The organism is Flavivirga eckloniae, assembly GCF_002886045.1.
In the GTDB taxonomy this organism is placed as follows: Bacteria; Bacteroidota; Bacteroidia; order Flavobacteriales; family Flavobacteriaceae; genus Flavivirga; species Flavivirga eckloniae.
Map to the genome: position 1 here is coordinate 2,964,899 of NZ_CP025791.1, position 19,329 is coordinate 2,984,227.

The 19,329-nt window shown below is 32.7% G+C and carries 15 protein-coding genes; 10 read left to right on the top strand and 5 right to left on the bottom strand.

Annotated elements, in window-relative coordinates; genetic code table 11:
• Window positions 1-71: 71 nt before the first annotated feature.
• The 4 genes from C1H87_RS12215 to C1H87_RS12230 all read left to right on the top strand — a co-directional run bounded on the left by C1H87_RS12215 (window position 72) and on the right by C1H87_RS12230 (window position 4,432).
• Window positions 72-2,078 carry a glutamine--tRNA ligase/YqeY domain fusion protein gene (locus C1H87_RS12215; RefSeq protein ID WP_102756085.1) on the top strand — a complete coding sequence of 669 codons (2,007 nt, stop codon included), beginning with the start codon at window positions 72-74 and terminating at the stop codon, window positions 2,076-2,078.
• A gap of 90 nt (window positions 2,079-2,168) precedes the next feature.
• Window positions 2,169-2,654 carry a DUF1761 domain-containing protein gene (locus tag C1H87_RS12220; RefSeq protein WP_102756086.1) on the top strand — a complete coding sequence of 162 codons (486 nt, stop codon included), beginning with the start codon at window positions 2,169-2,171 and terminating at the stop codon, window positions 2,652-2,654.
• 67 nt (window positions 2,655-2,721) lie between these two features.
• Entirely contained in the window at window positions 2,722-3,888 is a 1,167-nt protein-coding gene (locus tag C1H87_RS12225) for a GNAT family N-acetyltransferase (RefSeq protein WP_233783112.1), read from the top strand.
• A 43-nt stretch (window positions 3,889-3,931) separates the two neighbouring features.
• Window positions 3,932-4,432 (top strand): hypothetical protein, encoded by a 501-nt coding sequence (locus tag C1H87_RS12230; protein ID WP_102756087.1) that lies wholly within the window; start codon window positions 3,932-3,934, stop codon window positions 4,430-4,432.
• 294 nt (window positions 4,433-4,726) lie between these two features.
• On the opposite strand, the gene C1H87_RS12235 is transcribed toward C1H87_RS12230, so the two are convergent.
• On the bottom strand, window positions 4,727-5,254 hold the full coding sequence (locus tag C1H87_RS12235) for a hypothetical protein (RefSeq protein ID WP_158655213.1): 528 nt from the start codon (window positions 5,252-5,254) through the stop codon (window positions 4,727-4,729).
• Window positions 5,247-6,173: an SPFH domain-containing protein gene (locus C1H87_RS12240; RefSeq protein ID WP_102756089.1), complete on the bottom strand. Its 927-nt coding sequence runs from the start codon at window positions 6,171-6,173 to the stop codon at window positions 5,247-5,249. Before C1H87_RS12240 ends, C1H87_RS12235 begins: the two co-directional genes overlap by 8 nt.
• Window positions 6,174-6,249: 76 nt before the next feature.
• Here C1H87_RS12240 and C1H87_RS12245 point away from each other — a divergent pair, with 76 nt between their 5' ends.
• On the top strand, window positions 6,250-6,930 hold the full coding sequence (locus C1H87_RS12245; protein ID WP_102756090.1) for a porin family protein: 681 nt from the start codon (window positions 6,250-6,252) through the stop codon (window positions 6,928-6,930).
• A gap of 97 nt (window positions 6,931-7,027) precedes the next feature.
• On the opposite strand, the gene C1H87_RS12250 is transcribed toward C1H87_RS12245, so the two are convergent.
• Window positions 7,028-7,987 carry an SGNH/GDSL hydrolase family protein gene (locus C1H87_RS12250; RefSeq protein ID WP_102756091.1) on the bottom strand — a complete coding sequence of 320 codons (960 nt, stop codon included), beginning with the start codon at window positions 7,985-7,987 and terminating at the stop codon, window positions 7,028-7,030.
• Between the two features lie 142 nt (window positions 7,988-8,129).
• A complete protein-coding gene (gene gltX / locus C1H87_RS12255) occupies window positions 8,130-9,644 on the bottom strand; it encodes a glutamate--tRNA ligase (RefSeq protein ID WP_102756092.1) in 1,515 nt (504 codons plus the stop codon).
• A gap of 351 nt (window positions 9,645-9,995) precedes the next feature.
• On the opposite strand from gltX, the gene C1H87_RS12260 reads away from it, so the two are divergent.
• From C1H87_RS12260 to C1H87_RS12280, 5 genes are all read left to right on the top strand, one after another.
• Complete coding sequence (locus C1H87_RS12260; protein ID WP_102756093.1) at window positions 9,996-13,436, top strand: DUF4175 family protein; 3,441 nt, start codon at window positions 9,996-9,998, stop codon at window positions 13,434-13,436.
• Window positions 13,429-13,839: an rRNA maturation RNase YbeY gene (gene ybeY / locus C1H87_RS12265; RefSeq protein ID WP_102756094.1), complete on the top strand. Its 411-nt coding sequence runs from the start codon at window positions 13,429-13,431 to the stop codon at window positions 13,837-13,839. Before C1H87_RS12260 ends, ybeY begins: the two co-directional genes overlap by 8 nt.
• A 243-nt stretch (window positions 13,840-14,082) precedes the next feature.
• Entirely contained in the window at window positions 14,083-15,954 is a 1,872-nt protein-coding gene (mnmG, locus tag C1H87_RS12270; protein ID WP_102756095.1) for a tRNA uridine-5-carboxymethylaminomethyl(34) synthesis enzyme MnmG, read from the top strand.
• 76 nt (window positions 15,955-16,030) lie between these two features.
• Window positions 16,031-16,882: a class I SAM-dependent methyltransferase gene (locus tag C1H87_RS12275; RefSeq protein ID WP_102756096.1), complete on the top strand. Its 852-nt coding sequence runs from the start codon at window positions 16,031-16,033 to the stop codon at window positions 16,880-16,882.
• A gap of 228 nt (window positions 16,883-17,110) precedes the next feature.
• Entirely contained in the window at window positions 17,111-17,626 is a 516-nt protein-coding gene (locus tag C1H87_RS12280; protein WP_102756097.1) for an OmpH family outer membrane protein, read from the top strand.
• Between the two features lie 201 nt (window positions 17,627-17,827).
• Here C1H87_RS12280 and C1H87_RS12285 read toward each other — a convergent pair whose 3' ends face one another.
• A complete protein-coding gene (locus tag C1H87_RS12285) occupies window positions 17,828-19,276 on the bottom strand; it encodes a T9SS type A sorting domain-containing protein (RefSeq protein WP_102756098.1) in 1,449 nt (482 codons plus the stop codon).
• Between the last annotated feature and the right edge of the window lie 53 nt (window positions 19,277-19,329).

Below are 19,329 nucleotides of genomic sequence, written 5' to 3' on the forward strand. Positions count from 1 at the left end.
TTTAGTATTGGGCTAAAATAACTCGAATTTCCGTAATTTTGAGGCTTATTTAGTTGAATAAATCAGAAAAAATGTCTGAAGAAAAAAAATCGCTCAATTTCATCGAGCAAATTATAGAAGAAGACTTATCTAATGGAATGTCTAGAAATAATTTACGTTTCAGGTTTCCGCCAGAACCTAATGGTTATTTGCATATTGGCCATACAAAAGCTATAGGTATTAGTTTTGGTTTAGGTGAAAAATACAATGCGCCTGTTAACTTACGTTTCGACGACACAAACCCCGCCAAAGAGGAACAAGAATATGTTGATGCCATTAAACAAGATGTGGCTTGGTTAGGTTATAAATGGGATAAGGAATTATTTTCTTCAGATTATTTTCAACAACTTTACGATTGGGCCATTCTTTTTATAAAAGAAGGGAAAGCCTATGTAGATTCGCAATCTAGCGAAGCCATGGCAGAACAAAAAGGTACTCCAACACAACCGGGAGTAGATGGTCCGTACAGAAATAGGAGCGTTGCCGAAAATTTAGAATTATTCGAACGCATGAAAAATGGTGAGTTCGATGAAGGGTCTCACATACTCCGTGCTAAAATAGATATGCAGCATCCAAATATGCTTATGCGCGACCCTATCATGTACCGTATTTTAAAAAAGGATCATCATAGAACAGGAAACGATTGGTGTATTTACCCAATGTACGACTGGACACATGGTGAAAGCGATTATATAGAACAAATATCACATTCGTTATGCTCTTTAGAGTTTAAGCCTCATAGAGAGCTTTACGATTGGTTTCTGGATCAGGTTGTAGACCCAGACCTTATAAGGCCTAAGCAACGTGAATTTGCACGTTTAAATTTAAGTTACACCATTATGAGTAAGCGTAAGTTGCTCCAATTGGTTAACGATGGTATAGTAAACGGATGGGACGACCCGCGCATGCCAACAATATCTGGACTACGTCGACGCGGGTACACGCCAAGTGCTCTTAGAAAATTTGTTGAAACTGCAGGTGTTGCAAAACGCGATAATGTTATTGATGTATCGCTTTTAGAGTTTTGTATTCGTGAAGACTTAAACAAAACCGCTCCACGGGTTATGGCAGTTTTAAACCCTTTAAAATTGGTCATTACAAATTATCCAGATGATGGCGTAGAATGGCTAGAAGCAGAGAATAATCAGGAAGACGAAAGTGCCGGATTTAGAAAAGTACCTTTTTCTCGCGAATTATATATTGAAAAAGAAGACTTTAAGGAGGAAGCCGGAAATAAGTTTTTCAGATTAAAACTAGGCGGTGAGGTTCGTCTTAAAAATGCCTATATCATTAAAGCCGAAAGTGTTGTAAAAGATGCTAATGGAAACATTACAGAAGTACAGTGTACCTATTCTAAAGATACATCTAAAAAAGTAAAAGGAACCTTGCATTGGGTATCTATTAATCATGCCATAAAAGCAGAAGTTAGAGAATACGATCGCTTGTTTATGGATGAAGCACCAGATAGTCATCAAGACAAGGATTTCATGGATTTTATAAATCCAAATTCCTTAAAAACTATCGAAGCCTTTATTGAGCCAAGTTTAAAGGATGCTAAAATAGGAGAGAGATTTCAGTTTCAGCGTTTGGGTTATTTTAATGTGGACGATGATGCTACTCCAGAAAAACTGGTCTTTAATAAAACTGTAGGGTTGCGTGATTCTTGGGCGAAACAAAGTCAGGCGAAGCAGAATCAAAACAAACCCAATCAAAATAAGCAGAATAACAAACCCCAGCCTAAACGAAAAGCCATTGATGTGATTCAGCAACTGGGAAAAAAATACACGAATTTACCAGAAGTAAAACAACAAAAAGTAAAAGCAGAAATTAAGGAACTCGCTAAAAATGTTACTTACGAAGAACTAGAACCTTTGTTTAATACAGCTGCTAAAAAAGTAGGGACTAGAATTGCCGTAGCGATTTCTTTAGGTGTTTTAATTGAAAACGGACAAGCTAAAAATGATGCCATAAATAGCTTTATCGCTAAGGCTCTTGAGGATAAAAATGAGTTGTTAGTTACTGAGGCTGAGGCAATTTAAAACAGCTACCAAAGTTTATAAATCTTTAAATAATAATATTGATGTTATTATTTTACATATATTTATGTTCTAACTGTAACTAAAATTATTATGGATTTATTCAACTTCCCAGCAATTATTGTTGCTGCAGTTTCGGCATTAGTTGTCGGATTTATTTGGTACAACCCAAAAGTATTTGGAAATGCTTGGATGCAAGCAGCAGGTATGACGGACGAGCAGGTAAAAGGTGGAAATATGGCTAAGATTTTTGGTTTAGCTCTATTCTTTGCTTTCTTATTAGCAACCGCTCTTCCCGGTATTGTTATTCATCAAATGGGTGTTTTTAGTTTAGTTGGCGGTGATCCGTCAACTGCATTACCATCTTACGAAGCCATAATGAATGATTATGGAGATGCTTTCAGAACTTTTAAACATGGTGCTTTGCATGGTGTTCTAACCGGTGTTTTTATTGCACTCCCAATTATAGGTACAAATGCTTTATTCGAACGAAAAGGAGCCAAATACATTTTTATTAATAGTGGCTATTGGATTGTTACTTTAGGTGTTATGGGTGCTATTATATGCGGATGGAAATAATCATTTTGTAAAGTTTTAACATATTTAAAGACTGAAAATTGTAGTTTTCAGTCTTTTTAATTTCCTATTGAATATAACATCTAAAATCTATTATTCTGCGAACAACCTTCCTATAGGTTGGAGTGCTTTGGTTAAGCATGATATCTTTTTGCAGGCACATTATTTAAAAGCTTTAGAGGAAGCTTCTCCCAATAACATTAGGCTTTTCTATGTTGGTGTTTTTAATGAAGATCGTTTAGTTGGCGTTGCCATTGTTCAGCGTGTGCAATTGTATTTAAAGGACATGTTTAGGAAAACCCAGGTTTCTTGCATAAGGGAGTTTTTTAAAGATATTGTTTCAAAAATTTTAAAGGGAAACATTCTAGTTGTTGGTAATTTAACACATACGGGGCAGCATGGGGTGTTTTTTAATAGAGAGGACATTTCTCAATCTGCATATTTGGAATCTGTTTTTAGTGCTTTAGAAAACATTAAAAAGGAAATCAAGGAAAAGCAGAACAAAAAGATTCGTGCCATTATGTTTAAAGACTATTTTCTCAATGATGGTATACACACCGAGAAATCTTTCTTTAACTCGCACAAACTATACAAAGTTTCGGTACAGCCCAATATGATTATGAAAATACGACCGGAGTGGAAGGTTTTTGACAATTATATTGCCAATAAGACTAAAAAATACCGTGGGCGTTATAAACGGGCAAAAAAGAAATTAGGAACCATTACATGCCATGAATTAGACTTGGAAGCCATTAAAAACAATGCGACCAAATTGCATGGTTTATATTTAAATGTTTCTAACAATGCTAAGTTTAACACATTCCTGTTACCAGAAAATCATTTTTATAGTTTAAAGTTTCATTTAAAAGAAAACTTTAAAGTTTTTGGATATTACTTAAACAATAGGTTAGTTGGATTTTTTACGCTAATATTAAACAATAAAGACTTAGAAACTTATTTTTTAGGTTACGATAGCGAGCATCAATATGCCAATCAGCTTTATTTAAATATGTTGTACAGAATGGCAAATTATGGTATTGATAATGCATTCTCTGCCATTGTTTATGCAAGAACAGCTATGGAAATTAAAAGCTCTGTAGGTGCTAGACCTGAAGCTATGGCTGTATACATGAAACATACTAATAATTTTGTTAATGGGCTTTTAAAGCAAATATTTCGTTTAATGAACCCCAAACAGGACTGGAAAGAACGCCACCCTTTTAAACAAATCGATTAAGTATTTACATATTTTTTCGACTCACTTGTAAAACATATCTATTATGAAAAAATGGCTTTTCCTTTTATTAGTTCTTCCCATTTATGGTTTCTCCCAAAACATGAACAACGACACGCTTCATGAAATCTATACCACCGTTAGTGATTCCATTCAAGGAAATAATGGTGCCTGGCAGTTTTTTATTAGGGAAGTTCCGATAATGTCTATTACAGACACGAACCACAACAGAATGCGCATTATTTCTCCCATTGCCGACTCAGGCAGTTTAACCGACGACTTAATTAAGGCTGCTTTGGTTGCTAACTTCCACACGGCGTTAGATGTTAAATATGCTGTTTCAGATGGCGTCATATGGTCGGTGTTTATTCATCCGCTTAAAGAACTGTCCGATGAACAGGTTAAAGATGCTGTAAGCCAAGTGTATTATGCTAATGTAAATTTCGGAACCACGTTTGCCAGTACAGGTTTAACATTTCCAAGTCGTTTAAATAAAAAGGAACCTGAGATAAAAGAAAATAAAAAGACTGAATTCAAAAAGTTATAGATTGAAAAAGGGTATGAAATGTATTTAACCTTAATTCTATACATTAAAATTTATAATCAATTACATATCCAAATGAGAACCTTTGCTATCTGCAATTACAGCAAATGAAGCCAAAGGAGTTTTCAAGATTGTTAGAGATTAAAACAAAATATATCAAACTGATGAGACCCGTCAGGTTTTAAAAACCTGACGGGTCTATAATAAAAAAACATCTCGAATTGAGATGTTTTTGGCTCTTCTATTATGAAGACGTTTTATATTCCATTCAACAGTTTATTTTAAACTTTTTATATATCAAATTTTTTCGCTTGTAGTACTGTCCTCGGGTATTTTTAAACTTGTTTTAAAATTTGGGAATACTTTGTCCATCATAGCTTTATTTTTTAATTCTTTAGCTTCAACAAAATACCAAAAATTTGCTTCGCTATTATAAATTCCCAATAAATAACTTTTAGATTTTATTCGCATACCATTGAACACCATTTGATTAAAATTTTCGATATAACATCTGTATTCATTATCCTCAAAAACGATTTCCGAAACACCCAAAACATCTGCCTTTTCAAAAACAAATCCATTTTCTTTCATCGTGCTAAATGTTGTCTCTATTAATTCCATAGCTTTTTCTTTACCTCCCATTATTTTTAAAGCATTTGGGTGCGTATAGTCTAAAACCTTATCAAAGTCCATTTTGAGAGTTGCCTGAGAAGCTATTTTAGCATCTCTTAATGCCGATGCTTTTAATTCTTCATTTGTTTGCGCAAAAGAAATGCTGCTACAACATAGTAACAGCATTAAAAAGGTTAATTTTATTTTATTCATTCTTATCTTTTTTGGCATTCTTCATAGCTTCACCAATTTGATTGCTTGCTGCAAAACTAGCTACCATGTCGTTTAACATATTGCTTCCGGCTTGAGGAGCATTAGGTAATAAAATCAAATTACTATTGGTCTCTTCTCCTAAAGATTGTAACGTATCGTAATGTTGTGTTACAACAATAAGCGCAGAAGCTTCCTGGCTATTTATTCCAACTCTATTTAATACTTCTACAGATTCTTCTAAACCACGTGCAATTTCGCGACGCTGGTCTGCAATACCTTGTCCTTGTAAACGCTTGCTCTCTGCTTCGGCTTTTGCTTTTTCAACAATTAAAATACGTTGTGCATCACCTTCGAACTGTGCCGCAATTTTTTCACGTTCTGAGGCATTAATTCTATTCATTGCTTCCTTTACCTGCCCATCTGGATCGATATCTGTTACCAGTGTTTTAATAATATCGTAACCATATTCTATCATGGCATCATTTAATTCGGCTTTAACAGCTATGGCAATATCGTCTTTTTTAACGAAAACATCATCCAATTTCATTTTTGGTACCTCGGCACGAACTACGTCAAATACGTACGATGTAATTTGATCGTGCGGGTAGTCTAGTTTATAAAAAGCATCAAACACTTTTTCTCGTATTACTTTGTACTGAACAGAAACTTTAAGGCGTACAAATACATCATCAAGTGTTTTGGTTTCTATTATAACGTCGAGCTGTTGAATTTTCAAACTTAACCGACCAACAACCCTATCTATAAAAGGGATTTTAAACCTTAGTCCGGCATGACGAATAGCTACAAATTTTCCAAAACGCTCTACTATAGCAGCGGTTTGTTGTTTAACAGTAAAAATGAATGAAAATAGAAGTAAAAGGCTGAAAATAGCCACAGGTATTATAAGAAAAAAATTCATAATAAGTTGTATAAATTGTTAGAAAATACTGAGTTACTAATTTAAGTTATATTTGGTCATTTATCCCGAAATTATCATGAAAAAACAACTTATTTTATTAGTAGCAGTTACTGCTATTTTTGTTACACCCATTTTTGCACAAAAAGGATACTACAGAATTAACAACGGTATTGGAATCACCGGAGGACTTACCAAATTTAACATTATTACCGACAATTTTATTACTAAGCAAGGCAATGGTTTTTTAGGCGGATTAACCGCAACAGTAGATCTGGCCCACAAGCCTTACGATTTAAGTTATGGTATGCAATTATCTGAAAGTATTGTTGAAATTTCCGGAAGACCTACAATGGCAAGTACCGAAGAAACTTTTGTTGAATACAAAGTGTTTGCAGCTCAATTAGCTTTTCTAGGGCATATAAAGATTATTCCATATCATTTTACCATAGATTTAGGCCCAATGGTACAATATAACAGTAAGTTAGAGCTTAAAGATAAAGAACAAAAAGGCTATTATATTAATAACTACGAAAACATAACTGCCGAAGATATTGCAAATATCTCGCGATTTAATGTGAACGGTGCTATAGGTGCCTCTGCGGGTATTAAAAACTTAAAACTAAAAGCGCAATATATTTACGGTTTTACCAATATGTTGAAAAAGCTTGAAAAGCAAAACTTAGATACTACTGGAGGAAGTACAAGCTTTAAAGGAAACCAATCTATGATAGTTCTTAGTGCTATGTTCTCGTTTTAATAAATTGTTATTCCTGCCCTCTCAGGAATCTTATCCATTGAACTCGACAATTCTATGAGGATTCCTGTTTTCACAGGAATGACAACATATTATTAGATTACTTGTTTAGCTGTGTTTTAAAAATCTCATCATCTAATTTTTTCACCTGTTCTTGTGTTGCAGATATTTCGTTAGATTTTACAACTGCTTCTCTTTTATAACCAATATAATTAAGCCAACCTTCGGATCTTATTTGTCTGCGTTTGCTGGATAATAAAAACAATGGATCGTTTTTAAGCTTCTCTATTTCGGTAACAGGATCGTCAATTTGAATTTTTGGATATAAATCGTTCAATATCTTTTTTGCCATTAAAAAGTGACCGGTCTGATTCGGATGGATACCATCTGGAAGAAAAGAAGCATCACCTTTATGCGCTTTCATTTCTGCTAAATTAGCATTTAGGTATTTATGTAAATTTATAACCTGTATATCTTTAAAACCAAGTAGCCAGTTTGCATAGCTTTTTAAAACATCATTGTATTTGTAATATGGGTGTTTGTAACCCACAACATCTTCACTTTTATTTACAATATCTTTTATAGGAGTAGGGTCGAAAATAGTAGGTGTTAAAAGAATTAGCGTAGCTCCTTGCTTTTCTATTTTTCTTTTAAGCTCATAAATGCCTTCTTTATAAGCATTAAAACGTTCCCTATTGTTTGCAGAAAAAATACCATCGTTCATACCATAACAAGCTATTACCAATTCTGGTTTTACAGCTTGCAATGCATCATTTAAGCGCGTATGAATATTTGGTCTTGGAAATTCATGAGCTGGTTCTGAATTTCCTGAAACTGTTTCGCTGGATAGCCCGATACTTATAATATCCAAAGGTTTTTCTGGATGATTTTTACGTAAATAATATTCTAAAAAATCAACGTACTTCCCATCTTGAGTAATGCTATTTCCAAGAATTAGAACTTTTTTTTCGTGAAGCGGGTACATGGCTTTATCTGCTTTTGTACATGAAAGTATACAGATCATTAGAAAAATAAAAAAATGCTTTCTTTTAAGTTTCATAAATAAAAAAAGTGTTAGTACAAAATATACTATATGTCCGTTCGAACGCGGTCGAGAACTTTTTAATGTCTTGGTATTTAAGACATCTCGATTACCCTCGATGAGACAATTTTTAGTTTAGAATTTATTTAAACTAATCGTATTATAAAGAAGCAATAGCCGTTTCTATACGCTTAATACTTTCCTTTTCTCCAATCATAAACATAATATCAAACACATCAGGGCCTTGTAAAGCGCCTACTAATGCTAAACGTAAAGGCATCATTACCTTACCAAAACCTATTTCGTTATCTGTAATCCATCCTTTAATTTTGGTTTGAAGGTTTTCTACAGAAAAATCCTCAATGCCATTAATTATAGAAACCAATTCCTGCATAAGTTCTTTTGTTCCTTCTTTAAAAGCTTTTTTCGATGCTTTTTCATCGTAACTATTCGGTGCTTGAAAAAAGAAATGGCTTAATCCCCAAAGATCGGAAACAAAAGTGGCACGTTCTTTTATTAAACCAATGACTAAAGCTATGTAGTTTATATCGATCTCATTTACTTTTTCATCTACAATCGGTTTAAATAATTCAGCCAAATCATCATTATTTTGTTCTTGCATGTAGTGATGATTAAACCACTTTGTTTTATCAGGATCGAAACGGGCACCCGATTTATTAACACGACTTAAATCGAAAGCTTCAATAAGGGCATCCATGCTAAAAATTTCTTGTTCCGTTCCTGGATTCCATCCTAAAAATGCTAGGAAGTTTACCATGGCTTCCGGAAAATAGCCATCTTCTTTATAACCTCTGGAAACGTCTTTAGTTTTAGGATCTGTCCATTCTAAAGGAAATACCGGGAACCCTAATTTATCACCATCGCGCTTGCTTAGCTTTCCTTTTCCTGTTGGCTTTAAAATTAAAGGTAAATGAGCAAACTCCGGAGCATCCCATCCAAAGGCTTTATATAATTGATAATGTAGAGCCAAAGACGGTAGCCATTCTTCACCACGAATAACGTGAGTTATTTCCATTAAATGGTCGTCTACAATATTCGCTAAATGATACGTTGGCATACCATCGCTTTTAAACAATACCTTATCATCTAATATATTAGTATCAATTTTTATATCACCACGAATAATATCTGTTAAGTGTAGTGTTTCATCTTGAGGAGATTTAAATCGAATCACGTAATCTTCTCCAGCATCTAATTTTGCTTTTACTTCTTCCTCACTAAGCGATAAAGAATTACTCAATTTTAAACGATTATGCCAGTTGTAAATAAACGTTTTCCCTTTTGTTTCATGGTCTTTTCTGTGAAAATCCAATGTTTCAGCAGTATCGAAAGCATAGTATGCATTACCAGATGCTATTAACTCATCGGCATATTGCTTGTATAAGTGCTTACGTTCGCTTTGTCTGTAAGGTCCAAATGTTTCATTCTTACCCGGGCCCTCATCATAAGCCATATCACACCAGTTAAGCGCATCTATGATATACTTTTCGGCACCTTCAACATATCTTGTTTGGTCGGTATCTTCAATTCTAAGAACAAAAGTTCCGTTGTATTTTTTTGCAAATAAATAGTTGAATAAAGCCGTACGTACGCCTCCTATGTGTAAAGGTCCTGTTGGGCTTGGTGCAAAACGCACGCGAACGTTTTTGGTCATGTTTTGTAATTAAAAATGGTTTAAGTGTCGATTAAAATTGTTGTTCCGAAGTTGTTTCAGAAATTTGTTTGCAAAGATACAATTAACACTTAATTATAAACTCTGTACTAAATAAAATTGTAGTTTAGTAAGTTATTAAATATGAAGATGTCTGAAAAACGTCATTGCAAAGCCTGTCTGAGATAGGCAGGAAGATACAACTACAGTCTGTAGCTTAGTAAAAATGTAGCAATCTTTATGATTTTAGTTTCATTAAAGCTAAAGTACTTAACCTGACAAATCGAATTACTAAGACTTTTCAGATATTTTCTATTAAATTTATAATTCTCGACATATATTAAGACTATACTTATGGATAGTAATTTTAAAAACATACAGAACAAATTAGAAGCCTTTATTAAGCGCTATTATACCAATGAATTGCTTAAAGGCTCTATTTTATTCTTTGCTATTGGCTTGTTATATTTTTTATTCACATTATTTATTGAACATATTCTATGGCTAAGCACATTGGCTAGAACGGTTTTGTTTTGGTTGTTCATAGCAGTAGAATTGGCGCTTATTATTAAGTTTATAGCCATTCCTTTAGCTAAATTATTCAAACTTCAAAAAGGAATTAATTACGAAGATGCGTCGAGAATTATCGGGCAACATTTCCCTGAGGTGAATGATAAGTTACTAAACGTTCTTCAACTACACCAAAATAAATCGCAGTCTGAATTACTTTTAGCGGGCATCGAACAGAAATCTTTAGAACTTAGTCCGGTTCCTTTTAAATTGGCTATTAATTTAAAAAAGAATCTAGGTTATTTAAAATACGCTGCTATTCCTGTAGTAATTTTATTACTCACCTTTTTAACTGGTAATTTTAGTTGGTTTAGCGATAGTTACGAACGTGTGGTTCATTACAAGACTGCTTACGAGCCGCCAGCACCGTTTCAATTTTTTGTAGTAAACGACAATTTAAAAGCTATAGAGAACAACGATTTCAAATTAATCGTGAAAACGGCAGGGGAACTCACCCCAGAAAGTGCACAAATAACGTATAACGACGAAACCTATTTTTTACAACAAAAGGGAATAGGTGAGTTTGAATATGTGTTTTCGCAACTTAAATCGGATGTAACTTTTGAGCTATCGGCTAATGACGTAAGATCTAAACCTTATGACATTAAAGTTGTTGAGGTACCATCTTTATTGAGCTTCGAAATGGTTCTTGATTATCCTAATTATACCAAAAAGAAAGATGAAACTTTAAAAAGTACCGGGAATGCCTTGGTACCTGAAGGCACAAATATTGTTTGGCAATTAAAAACCAAAGCGACCGAGCAGGTGTATTTGTACGCCAACGATACGATTAGTTTTTCTTCTGACGAACCAGGAGCTTTTGAAGCTTCTAAGCGTGTTTATAAAAATTTAGATTACAGCTTAAGTACTAGTAATAAAAACCTTAAAAATTACGAAAATTTAGCGTTCAGCATTGGTGTGGTTAAAGATGAATATCCGGAAATTAATTTAAAAGTAGAAACGGATAGCTTGGATTTACAAACACTTTATTTTTATGGTCAGGTGAGCGACGATTATGGCTTTAGTAAATTACAGCTCGTTTACTATCCTTCGGATAATGAAAAAGACAAGAAGTTTGAAAAGATTCCTGTTTCTAATTCGAACATAGCCGACTTTATTAGTGCTTTTCCCAATAACTTGAATATTAAAGAGGGGATTCCTTATGAATTATATTTTCAGGTATTCGATAATGATGCCGTTAATAAATATAAATCTGTTAAAAGTAATATCTTTTCATATAGAAAAAGAACCAAGGAAGAAGAGGCTCAAAAGAATTTACAAGAACAAAATGAAACCATTAAAGATTTAAATAAATCTTTAGAAAAATTTGATGAGCAGGACAAAAAATTAGAAGAGCTTACCAAAACACAAAAAGAAAAATCCACATTAAATTTTAACGATAAGAAAAAGTTAGAGTCATTTTTTAAACGTCAGAAACAACAGGACGAAATGATGAAAAACTTCAACAAAAAGTTAAAGGATAATTTGGAAGAATTTCAAAAGGATAATTTAAAAGAAGATCAGTTTAAAGAGGACTTAAAAAAGCGTTTAGAAGAAAACGAGGAGCAACTCAAAAAAGATGAAAAGATTCTAGATGAGTTAAAAGAACTTCTAGAAAAAATAAATAAAGAAGAGGAGCTCACTCAAAAAATGGAAGAGCTTGCCAAGCAGAATAAAAATAAAAAACGAAGCTTGGAACAGCTACTGGAATTAACAAAGCGCTTTTATGTAGAAAAGAAATTAGAAAAACTTAAGGATGATTTAAAAAAACTTGCCGAGGAACAAGAAGAACTATCTAATAAATCTGAGCAGGAAAATACCAAAGAAAAGCAAGAAGAACTCAATAAAGAATTTGAAGAATTTACAAAACAATTAGAAGAGCTAAAAAAGGATAGTAAGGCTTTAAAAAAACCAATTGATATTCCTCAAGACAAATTAGAGGAAAATGAAATTAAAAAAGAACAAAAAAATGCTTCAGAGGAATTAGAAAAAAAAGAAGGAGAACAACCTTCTGAGGAAAAGAAGGAGAATCAAGAAGAGCAACAAAAGAAGAACGAAAATTTAAAGAACGCACAAAAGAGTCAGAAAAAAGCAGCTCAGAAAATGAAAAAAATGAGCCAGCAAATGCAAAGTTCTATGCAAGCAGGTGGTGGTGAACAAATGCAAGAAGATGTTGAAATGCTCAGACAAATTTTAGATAATCTTGTATTGTTTTCTTTCGATCAGGAAGACGTCATGAAAAAGTTTAAAAACATAGATGCTAATCATAATAAGTTTGCTTCGTATTTACGTAAACAAAATAATTTAAAAGAACATTTTGAGCATATAGACGATAGCTTGTTTGCCTTATCGCTACGTCAGCCAAAAATATCAGAAAAAGTAAATAAAGAAATTACGGAGGTTTATTATAACATAGATAAATCTCTAGATCAATTAGCCGAGAATAGATTATATCAAGGTATCTCTAGTCAACAATTTGCTGTAACGGCAGCAAATAACTTAGCTAACTTTTTAAGTGATGTTCTGGACAATATGCAGGAGAATTTAAGTATGTCTCCAGGAAAAGGAGGAGATGGCGATATGCAATTACCAGATATTATTATGAGCCAAGAAGAACTTAATAAAATGATGAAGGAGGGTATGAAAAAAGGCGAACAAGGACAACCCAAACAAGAGGGTAAAGGAGAAAAGGAAGGTGAGAAAGGAGATAAAAAAGAAGGAGACAAAGGCGAACAAGGAGATAAAGAAGGGAAGGAAGGAAAAGGAAAAGATGGAAAACAAAACGGAGGAGAAGGTGAAGGAACCAACGAGGATTTAAATGGATTGTTATACGAAATATACCAACAACAACAACAGCTTCGAAAAGCTCTGGAAAAAAAATTAGCCAAAGAAGGAAAAGGAGGTAATGGAGATGCGTTGCTAAGAAAAATGGAAGATATTGAATTGGATTTATTGAACAAAGGATTCACGAATCAAACACTTCAAAAAATGCTCCAGTTAAAGCATCAATTATTAAAAATGGAGAATGCTACTTTTCAGCAAGGCGAAGATGATAAAAGAGAATCTAAAACGAATAAAAATAATTTCAATAATAAAACAAACAATCAAATTCCAACAGCTAAACAATATTTTAAAACTACAGAAATATTAAACCGACAAGCTTTACCTTTGCAACAAGTTTATAAAAAGAAAGTGCAAGAATATTTTAAGCAGAATAATGATTAACTTCAATTACGAAACCGAATTTTCTTTAAAAGATGAAAAGGTAATTTCCAACTGGATTTTAGATACAATATCTGAAGAAGGGTATAAATTAGAGGAAATAAATTATGTGTTTTGTAATGATGAATACCTTCATAAACTAAATGTAGAATTTCTTAATCATGATACACTAACAGATATTATTAGTTTTGATTATTCTGTTGGAAAACTCATCCAGGGAGATATCTTTATTTCTGTTGAAAGGGTAGAAGACAATGCTAAGGATTTCTCTGTTCCTTTTAAAGAAGAATTACACCGGGTTATTATTCATGGTATACTTCATTATTGTGGTTACAAAGATAAATCGGACTCGGAAGCCAAGTTAATGCGAGAAAAAGAAAACCATTATTTGGAGCAATTGGTTTAATTTAAAAACAAACTTTCTGAAGCTATTCTTTTAAAGATTCTACTTAAATTTATCGCACCTACCAGACCACAAATTAGCCTATATAAATTTAATTACATATTAAAACCATAGGTGTAATAGGATTTAAAAATACCATATTCAAAATAGCAAAATATACGTTTTAAAGAAAGGGCGTATATTTGCACACTCAAATTATTTGATATGTTCCACGTGGAACACTTATATTTTTAAAACACAAAACTTATGTTTAACGAAGTGTATGATGTTATAGTTGTTGGTGCAGGGCATGCAGGAAGCGAAGCTGCTGCGGCTGCCGCAAATATGGGTAGCAAAACATTGCTTGTTACCATGAACCTACAAAACATTGCACAGATGTCTTGCAATCCTGCTATGGGTGGAATTGCTAAAGGACAAATTGTACGAGAGATTGATGCCCTTGGTGGTTATAGTGGAATTGTTTCTGATACTTCTGCTATACAATTTAAAATGCTCAACAAATCTAAAGGACCTGCCATGTGGAGTCCGAGAGTGCAGAGTGATAGAATGCGTTTTGCAGAAGACTGGAGGTTACTTTTAGAGCGTACTCCAAATCTTGATTTCTATCAGGAAATGGTATCTGGTTTAATTATAGAAAAAGGAAAAGTAACTGGTGTAAAAACATCACTTGGTGTTGAAATAAAAGCCAAGTCTGTGGTGCTAACAAACGGTACTTTTTTAAATGGATTAATTCATATTGGAGACAAGAATTTTGGTGGTGGTAGAGCAGGGGAAAAAGCTGCAACTGGAATTACGGAACAACTCGTAAGTTTAGGTTTCGATTCTGGAAGAATGAAAACAGGAACACCTCCAAGAGTAGATGGACGTAGTTTAGATTTCTCTAAAATGGTAGAACAACCTGGTGATGATAATCCTGAAAAGTTCTCTTATTTAGATATCACAAAACCACTTAAAGAACAGCGTTCTTGTTACATGACTTATACCAGTTCTGAGGTTCATGATTTACTTCGTGAAGGCTTCGATAGGTCTCCAATGTTTAATGGTAGAATTAAAAGTTTAGGCCCTCGCTATTGTCCTTCTATAGAAGATAAGATAAATCGATTTGCAGATAAAGATAGACATCAATTATTTATTGAACCTGAAGGATGGAATACATGCGAAGTTTATGTAAATGGGTTCTCTACTTCGCTACCAGAAGATGTCCAATTTAAAGCATTGCGATCTGTAATTGGTTTTGAAAACGTGAAGTTTTTTAGACCTGGATACGCTATCGAATATGACTATTTTCCACCTACTCAATTAAAGCATACTTTAGAAACGAAGCTTGTAGAGGGATTGTATTTTGCAGGTCAAATTAATGGAACTACAGGTTATGAAGAAGCAGCTTCTCAAGGATTAATGGCAGGTATAAATGCTAGTTTAAAAGTAAACAAAAAAGACCCTTTTACTCTTAAAAGGGATGAAGCTTATATAGGTGTTTTAATAGATGATCTAATTACTAAAGGCACAGAAGAGCCATATAGAATGTTTACATCAAGGGCTGAATATAGAACATTGTTGCGCCAGGATAATGCCGATTTAAGATTAACTCCTAAAGGTTTTGAATTAGGGTTGGCTAGTGAAGAACGTTTAAAGCGTATGGAGCAAAAACACAATGATGCAGAAAAGTTCGTAGAGTTCTTTACCAAAACAAGTGTAAAACCAGAAGAGGCAAATCCTGTTTTAGAAGCTAAAGGATCATCACCAGTTAAACAATCTGATAAGATGTTTAAGATCTTTTCCAGACCAAAAATTACTATAGACGATGTTAGAAAATTTAAAGCTGTAGAACAATATATTCAAGATAATAATTTAGACAATGAGGTTATTGAACAGACCGAAATTCAAGTTAAGTATTCTGGATATATAGCCAAAGAAAAAAACAATGCAGATAAATTAAGTAGGTTAGAGTATGTAAAAATTCCAGAGAATTTTGATTACTCACAAATCAAATCGATGAGTTTTGAAGCAAGGGAAAAACTCAAAAAAATACAACCCACAACCGTATCTCAAGCATCACGAATTAGTGGTGTATCTCCAAATGATATTTCTGTTTTATTAGTTTATATGGGTAGATAGTTTTCATATGTTCCACGTGGAACACTTATATAAAATTTCAAATATTTCATTCTAATAAATTTCGAATCTATTTTAAATGAAACAAAATTTAAATAATTTTAAAGTAAAAGATCATTCCGTTTCTGGTGAAAAATTTAAGCTCATTATAAATTCTGAATATGGTTTTCTTGAAACTTCACCGCAACCTTCTTTAGAAAAATTACCGGATTATTATAAAAGTGAAGACTATATTTCTCATACAGATTCAAAACGAAATTTGTTTGAAAAAGTATATCATGTGATCAGAAAAATTTCATTGAAAAAGAAATTGAATTTGATTAATTCTTTTTCATCAGAAGAAAAAAACCTGTTAGATATTGGATGCGGAACTGGTGATTTTTTACAAATTGCAAAACAAAATAATTGGAATATTTTTGGAATCGAACCAAATGATGATGCTCGAAAAATAGCAAATAAAAAAACAAACAATTCAGTTTATAAAATTGAACAACTTCAAAAATTTGATTCAAATAGTTTCGATGTTATTTCTCTATGGCACGTTCTAGAACATTTACCAAATTTAAATGAACATATAAATATCTTTAAAAAATTATTAAAACCAAATGGTACTTTAATAATAGCTGTTCCTAATTACAAATCGTACGACGCAAAATATTATAAAGAATTTTGGGCTGCTTATGATGTACCTCGACATCTTTGGCATTTTGATAAAACATCAATTTCTAAATTATTTTCTAAAGTTTCAATGAAGCTGATAAAAACTAAACCCATGCGTTATGATGCATTTTATGTAAGTCTACTTTCTGAAAAATACAAGCATGGAAAAATGAATCCGATAAAAGGATTTTGGATTGGATTTATTTCAAATTTAAAAGCAATAAGTACAAAAGAGTCTTCTTCCTTAATTTACATCCTTAAAAATAGCTAAAACTTATTTAAACAAACTATTTCACCAGTTCTATATCTGAAACATCCAAATACAAGCAACGCTTTTAAAAGCCTCTTAAATCGCTTTAAATCGATTCTTTTTCAATAGATAATTATTATTTTACAATTAAAATTCTATAAATAATCGTTATAATCTAAATTCAAAATAATTTAACTTCATTTTTAGCTTTACTTTATTACATTTGTTCGGATTTTAAAAAATATTAAAATGAGAAATATAGCATACGTATTATTGGTAGCATTTGTTTTTACTTCTTGTCAAAAAGAAAAAAGAATAGGATTTATAGACAACGGAATTGTTATAAATGATTTTCAAGAAAAAAAAGATTTAGAAACTAAATTCCAAGCTAAAGAAGTTGCCTTTAGAAAAAAATTCGATAGCATTGACCAGGCTTTTGATTTAGAAGTACAGAAGTTTCAATTAGAGGCTAAAAAAATGTCTCAGAAAAAAGCTCAGGAAAGATACCAGGAATTGGGTCAGAAAAAACAACTACTAGATCAACAAAAACAAATGGAAGGTCAACAGTTTCAACAAGCCTTTCAAGCAGAAATTGATTCTGTGATAATAAGAGTAAAAGATTTTGTTAAGGATTATGGAAAGAAAAATGGTTACACATATATTTTAGGTACAAGTGATGCTGCAGCCAATGTTTTATATGGTACAGATGAAAACGATCTTACACAAACTATTTTAGACGCTTTAAACGAGGATTACAAAAAATAAGTTTTTTCTCATATATAAAAAAAAGAGCTTTATTCTAATAAAGCTCTTTTTTTTATATATTTAATCTAAGTTAGATATAACAATAAATATATCTAATTAAATATCAATACTTTACATTAAAATATAGGGGAAACTTTTCTATTTTAATGAGTTTAACCTTAAATAAGATTCTTGTTAGTACAAACTCAGATTATTTATAATTTATTCAATAATTAATTTCTTAGTTGCTTTACCTTTATTAGTTACTAATTCAAGAAAGTAAAGACCTGAAGATAAACTAGAAGTATCTATGATTTCTTCTTTTGTGGTTTGTATAAACTGACCCAAACTATTGTAAATAGTTACAGTATACAATTCTATACCATCTTGCAATTTAATGGTAGTTTGTATATTGGCAGGATTTGGCGATATACCAAATTTAGATACTAGATAAGTATCGGACGATAAAACAGTACCTAAACCATAAACTCTTACTTCTCCAGAATTAGGACCATTATCTGCATTTGTTGGAGCACCTATAACAAGAGTAGAACCATCTGAAGAAATTGACAAACTAGATCCAAAAAGATCTCCGCTTGCTTTACCATTCAAGCTGTTTCCAAATTTTGTCCAAGTACCAGATGTATTTTTATAAATACTAACTTGACCAGAATTAAAACCATTAACAGGATTACCAGGTGATCCTATAGTTAAAGTAGAACCATCGGAAGAAAGAGAAACTTTAGCACCTAAAAAACTATTAGCGCTTTCGCCATCAATAGGTAATCCTAACGGTGTCCAAGTACTAGATGTATATTCATAAATACGTACGCGACCAGAATTAGCCCCATTACTATTATAATAAGGAGCTCCAACAGCAACAATAGAACCATTGGAAGAAAGCGATACACTTGTACCTGCCACACTTTCCAAAAGCCCATCACTAAAAATATCTGTTCCTTTCTGTTGCCAGTTACTACCATTAAAATCAAAAACACGAACATGACCGGAATTTCTATTACTTCCATCATGATAAGGAGAGCCTACAGCTACGGTAGAACCATTGGAAGAAAGCGATACGCTCCAACCAGAGGCATCTCCCTCGGCTGCACCATTTATGTTACTACCCAACTTATTCCAACTTCCTGATACATTTTGGTAAACCGATACATGACCAGCGAAATCGCTTCCACCTTCACTATTTGTAGAACCTATTGCAATCGTAGAACCATCGGAAGAAAGCGAAACACTAAAACCAAATTCATCGCCAGCTTTTTCCCCAACTAAATTTCCTATTTCTGTCCAACTATTAGATATGTATTCATAAATACGTACATCACCAGAATCTGTGCCATTGCCATCACCGTGGGGTGCACCTATAGCAAGAATATTACCATTAGATGAGAGAGATGTACTAATAACAGATTGATTATCATTAACAACAATATTAATACTACTATCTAGTTGCATCCAATTTGTTCCTGTTTTTTCATAAACAGTTACATTTCCAGAGCTATTCCTAATAGCGCTAATAGCAACAATACTACCATTGGAAGAAAGAGACACTTGATGACCTAACCGATCGTTTAATGCCCCTTTAAATTCTCCTATAGATTCCTGACTAATACAAAAGAAAGGTATAAATAAAATTAAAAAAAGGTTTTGTTTCATAATTATTAAAATTTTAAGATTTGGATTACAAACATATAAAACATGAAACCGTT